The sequence below is a fragment of the Streptomyces albidochromogenes genome (genome assembly GCF_005981925.1).
In the GTDB taxonomy this organism is placed as follows: domain Bacteria; phylum Actinomycetota; class Actinomycetes; order Streptomycetales; family Streptomycetaceae; genus Streptomyces; species Streptomyces albidochromogenes.
This window is the reverse complement of the sequence record NZ_VBVX01000403.1, coordinates 1-5,060: the sequence shown is the minus strand read 5'-3', so window position 1 is coordinate 5,060 and position 5,060 is coordinate 1. Positions and strand designations below refer to the sequence as shown.

Here is a 5,060-nt window from a genome sequence, read left to right as displayed (position 1 = left end):
CGGGGAGCGGAGTCCCCCGGTAGCCGACCGAGCGCAGCACGAGCTGCGCCTCGATGTCCTCGTAGGTGCCCGTGCCGCGAATGCCCCCGGCGCCGTCCGGCACCGTGCGCTCGAAGCGCACGCCCGCGTCGATCAGCCGTCCGTGCCGAGCCGGTCCGCCTCCAGCGCGGCCGCTTCCAGGACGCGTTCGATGAGGCCCGGGAAGAGCGCGTCCAGGTCCTCGCGCCGCAGCCCGTTGAGTTTGGCGGTACCCCGGTACGCCTGGCGGATCACCCCGCTCTCCCGCAGGACGCGGAAGTGGTGGGTGGTCGTCGACTTGGTCACGGGAAGGGTGAAGTACGAGCAGGCCAGGTCGGCCTCGGCCACCGCCATCTCGCGCACGATGAGCAGACGCATCGGGTCGGAGAGCGCGTGCAGCACCCCTTCGAGACGGATCTCGTCGCGCGTCGGGTGCGCGAGTTCACGCGTGCTCGTGGCGGTGGTCACGGCGTCTCCAGTTCGTCCGGGGAACCCATTGTACGACGCTCTTCGTAATTACGACCGCCGACGGGCGGGCACGGCGGGTGCGCCGCTCCCGCCCGGCCGGGGGAACCTCAGATCGCCCACCCGTACGGGTCGGGTACGCGCACCTCGCCGCCCAGTTCGCGTGCCGCGTGGAGGGCGAACGAGGGGTCGCGCAGCAGCTCCCGGCCGAGCAGCACGGCGTCCGCCATGCCCTCGGCGACGATCTTCTCGGCCTGCACCGGGTCGGTGATCAGGCCGACGGCGGCGACCGGCAGGCCGGTCTCGGTGCGGACCCGCTCGGCGAACGGCACCTGGTAACCGGGGCCGACGGGGATCCGCGCGCCGGGCGCGAGCCCGCCGGTCGAGACGTCGAGGAGGTCGACGCCGTGGGCCCGCAGTTCGCGGGCGAGGCGCACGGTGTCGTCGCCGGTCCAGCCGGTCCGCTCGTCCTCGTCGTTCTCGGTCAGCCAGTCGGTGGCGGACACGCGGAAGAACAGCGGCAGTTCCTCGGGCCAGACGGCCCGCACCGCGTCCACGACCTCCAGGGCGAAGCGCGTGCGGTTCTCGAAGGAGCCGCCGTACTCGTCGGTGCGGTGGTTGCTGTGCGGGGAGAGGAACTCGCCGATCAGGTAGCCGTGCGCCCCGTGGATCTCGACCACCTTGAAGCCGGCGGCCAGGGCGCGCCGCGCCGCATCGGTGAACTGGCCGACGACCTCCTTGATCTGATCCGTCGTGAGCGCGGTGGGCACCGCGTGGCTCTCGGCGTACGCCGACGCGCTGGGGGCGACGGGCTGCCAGGCCTCGGGTCCCGTGACGAGGGCGCCCCCGCCGCGCCAGGGGCGGTCCGTCGACGCCTTGCGTCCGGCGTGCGCCAGCTGGATGCCCGGGACCGTGCCCTGACTCTCCAGGAACGACGCGACGCGACTGAGGGCCTCGGCCTGCCGGTCGTTCCAGATCCCCAGGTCGGCGGGGCTGATCCGGCCCTCCGGGCTCACCGCCGTGGCCTCGACGAGGATCAGGCCGGTGCCGCCGGCGGCGCGGGCGCCGTAGTGGGCGAGGTGCCAGTCGTGCGCCACTCCGGCATTCGGCCCGAACACCTCCGCGCTGTACTGGCACATGGGGGCCATCCAGATCCGGTTGGGAACGGTCAGCGAACGCAGGGTGTAGGGCTCGAAGAGGGCACTCACGAGAAGGACTCCGTTTCAGCCGGGGCAGCCGGATCGATGCGCTTAGTACGACACACACCGTACTACGACGACCGTGAAATTACGAAGCCCTTCGTACAAGGCGGGCCCGGGTCAGCCGCCGAAGGGTGTGCCGGGCAGCCCTCGGCCCGCGCCCGGGAGGACCAGCAGGGAGCCGGAGAGCGGGTGTGGGTGAGCGAGGCCGGTGCGGGCGGTGGTGACGTACAGGTCGCGCAGGTCCGCGCCGCCGAACGCGCACGCCGTGGGGCGGCGTACGGGAAGCGCGAAGACCCGGTCGAGCCGGCCGTCCGGCGTGTAGCGGCGGACGGCCGCGCCGTCCCAGAGCGCCACCCACACGCAGCCGTCGGCGTCCACGGTCAGGCCGTCCGGGTAGCCCGCGCCCTCTTCGACCGTCACCCACGCGCGCCGGTTCACCGCGCGCTCACCGGCCATGTCGAAGACGTCGACGCGACGGGTCGGCGAGTCGACGTAGTACATGAGGCGCCCGTCGGGGCTCCACCCCGTGCCGTTGCTGACGGTCGCGGACACGGCCCGCGTCGCCGTGCCGTCCGGCGCTATCCGGGTGAGACCGCCACCGCCGGGCGCCTCGTCGTACCGCATGGCGCCCGCCCACAGCGCCCCGTCGGGCGCCACGGCCGCGTCATTGCCGCGGCGGCCGGGCGCGGGGTCACGCACCAGCCAGGAGAAGGCCGGGCCGGGCCCGTACAGCCCCACTCCGTCACGGAGGTTGACGACCAGGCCGCCGCCCGCCCGCGGCTTGGCCGCGCCGACGTGCTGCTCGGTGGTCATGACCGTACGGCGGCCGGTCACCGGGTCGTAGGTGTGGATCCGGGCGGACAGGATGTCCACCCAGATCAGTCGGCCGGCCGCCGCGTCCCAGGTCGGTGCCTCGCCCAGCGACGCCCGCTCGCGCACCGCGACGCGTACGGCCCCGGAGGTCACGGCCGGATCCGGTGGCCCAGGCGGACGGACAGGTCGGCCGCACCCTTGGCCGCCATCTCGGCCAGTTCGGCCTCCCGCGCCTCGCTCCAGCGGATCATGGGCACCGAGATGGAGAGCGCGGCCACGACACGCCCCGCACTGTCGCGCACCGGCGCGGCCACACAGCTCACGTCCGGGTTCGACTCCCGGTGCTCGAACGCCAGGCCGCTCTCCCGGATGCGGGCGAGGGCGGTGCGCAGTTCGTCCGGATCGGTGATGCTGTTGGGCGTCATGGCGGCGAAGGACCGGCCGGCGAACCGTGCTTCGAGCTCCGCCTCGGGCAGTGAGGCGAGCAGCATCTTGCCGACGGAGGTGCAGTGCGCGGGCAGCCTGCGGCCGGCGGCGGAGACCATCCTGACCGCGTGCGTGGAGTCCACTTTCGCGATGTAGATGACGTCGGTGTCCTCCAGGATGGCGACGTGCACGGTCTCGTCGCACGTCTCGGCCACCTCACGGGCCACCTGCTGCCCCTCCGCCGCGAGGTCGAGCTGTTCGGCGTACCGGCTGCCGAGTTGGTACGTGCGCACCCCCAGCCGGTAGCGGCCGGGCTGGTCGGGGACGGGCACCACGTAGGAGCGCGCGGCGAGCGTGGTGAGCAGCTCGTGCACGGTGGTGCGGGGCAGTTGGAGCTTGCGCGTCACGTCGGGCGCGGACAGGGTGCCGTCCCCCTCCAGGAACAGCTCCAGTATGTCCAGCGACCTCGTCACCGCCGGGACCAGTCGTCCCATGATCGGCCACCCACCCCTTCCGTTCGAAACTCCGACCATTGGCCGGTATGACGAACACAGGCTAACCACACGCCGGTTGGCCCGGCAATGGGCAACGCTTCACCGTGCACGAGCCATTGACACCCCCTGGAGCCGCTGATTACGGTCACGCCAGCATTTCGAACGTGTGACGAAATCTCGAACACTTCCAAGGGGCAACTGCCTTGCGTATTACGGGAATCAGCACGCATGTCGTCGGGACACCCTGGCGCAATCTCACCTACGTCGTCGTCCACACGGACGAAGGCCTCACCGGCGTCGGCGAGACCCGGATGCTCGGCCGCACCGACGCGCTGCTCGGCTACCTCCGCGAGGCGGAGGCCAACCACATCGCGGGTTCCGACCCGTTCGCCGTCGAGGACCTGGTGCGCCGCATGAAGTACGGCGACTACGGGCGGGCCGGCGAGATCGTCATGTCGGGCATCGCCGTCGTGGAGATGGCCTGCTGGGACATCAAGGGCAAGGCGCTCGGCGTACCGGTCTGGCAGCTGCTCGGCGGCAAGGTGACCGACAAGGTCAAGGCGTACGCCAACGGCTGGTACACCACGGAGCGCACTCCCGAGGCATACCACAAGGCCGCGCGGGCTGTGGTCGAGCGGGGCTACCGCGCGCTGAAGATCGACCCCTTCGGCACCGGGCACTACGAACTCGACCAGGCCGCCACGCGGTACGCGGTGTCGCTGATCGAGGCGGTGCGGGACGCGATCGGCCCCGACGCGGAGCTCATGCTGGAGATGCACGGCCGCTTCTCCCCCGCCACGGCGGTGCGGCTGGCCCACGAGCTGGCGCCCTTCCGGCCGGCCTGGCTGGAGGAGCCGGTCCCGCCGGAGAACCTCAAGGCGCTGGAGAAGGTCGCCGCCAAGGTGGACATGCCCGTCGCCACCGGCGAGCGCATCCACGACCGGATCGAGTTCCGCGAACTGTTCGAGTCCCAGGCGGCCGACATCATCCAGCCGGACCTCGGCCACATCGGCGGCATCCTGGAGGCACGCAAACTCGCCGCGACCGCCGAGACCCACTACGTGCAGGTCGCGCCGCACAACGTGGGCGGCTCCGTCCTGACCGCCGCGAGCCTCCAGCTGGCGGCCTGCACACCCAACTTCAAGATTCTTGAGCACTTCAACGACTTCGCCGACGCGGAGATCAAGAAGGTGGTGCGGGGAGCGCCCGAGGTGGTCGACGGCTGCTTCGAGGTTTCCCACGCCCCGGGCCTGGGCGTCGAACTCGACGTGGACGCCGCCGCCGAGTTCCCCCAGCAGCAGGCGCGGTTCGACCTGTGGGCCGAGGGCTGGGAGCGGAGGAAACCGAAGTGAGCAGCCGGTCGGTCGTGATCGAGCGGCCCGGCGAGCACCGGCTGGAGACCGGCCCCGAACGCCCGCACGGCGAACGACCACGCCGACGACGGGGCCCCGAACACGGACCGCACGGTGAGCTGGCTCAGCGACAGGTGCACCGGATCGATCCCCGTCGCCCCCGGCGAGCGCATCCACGACCGGATTGAGTTCCGCGAACTGTTCGAGTCCCAGGCGGCCGACATCATCCAGCCGGACCTCGGCCACATCGGCGGCATCCTGGAGGCACGCAAACTCTGTCTCTTATACAC

5 protein-coding genes and 1 pseudogene are annotated in these 5,060 nt (G+C 71.6%); 2 read left to right on the top strand and 4 right to left on the bottom strand.

Annotation, left to right across the window (positions count from 1 at the left end; all coding sequences use genetic code 11):
• Positions 1 to 132 precede the first annotated feature (132 nt).
• The 4 genes from E2E34_RS31175 to E2E34_RS31160 form a co-directional block, all read right to left on the bottom strand.
• Positions 133 to 486, bottom strand: coding sequence for an ArsR/SmtB family transcription factor (locus E2E34_RS31175; RefSeq protein ID WP_138905210.1), 354 nt, complete (start codon positions 484 to 486; stop codon positions 133 to 135).
• A 107-nt stretch (positions 487 to 593) separates the two neighbouring features.
• Positions 594 to 1,691, bottom strand: coding sequence for an NADH:flavin oxidoreductase/NADH oxidase (locus E2E34_RS31170; protein WP_138905209.1), 1,098 nt, complete (start codon positions 1,689 to 1,691; stop codon positions 594 to 596).
• A 111-nt stretch (positions 1,692 to 1,802) separates the two neighbouring features.
• On the bottom strand, positions 1,803 to 2,651 hold the full coding sequence (locus tag E2E34_RS31165) for an SMP-30/gluconolactonase/LRE family protein (protein WP_138905208.1): 849 nt from the start codon (positions 2,649 to 2,651) through the stop codon (positions 1,803 to 1,805).
• Positions 2,648 to 3,418 (bottom strand): IclR family transcriptional regulator, encoded by a 771-nt coding sequence (locus E2E34_RS31160; RefSeq protein WP_138905207.1) that lies wholly within the window; start codon positions 3,416 to 3,418, stop codon positions 2,648 to 2,650. Before E2E34_RS31160 ends, E2E34_RS31165 begins: the two co-directional genes overlap by 4 nt.
• 203 nt (positions 3,419 to 3,621) lie before the next feature.
• Here E2E34_RS31160 and E2E34_RS31155 point away from each other — a divergent pair, with 203 nt between their 5' ends.
• Together E2E34_RS31155 and E2E34_RS31145 are read left to right on the top strand one after the other, a co-directional pair.
• Positions 3,622 to 4,770 (top strand): mandelate racemase/muconate lactonizing enzyme family protein, encoded by a 1,149-nt coding sequence (locus tag E2E34_RS31155; protein WP_138905206.1) that lies wholly within the window; start codon positions 3,622 to 3,624, stop codon positions 4,768 to 4,770.
• 147 nt (positions 4,771 to 4,917) lie between these two features.
• Positions 4,918 to 5,060 (top strand): annotated as a pseudogene (locus E2E34_RS31145) (enolase C-terminal domain-like protein); the annotation flags it as partial.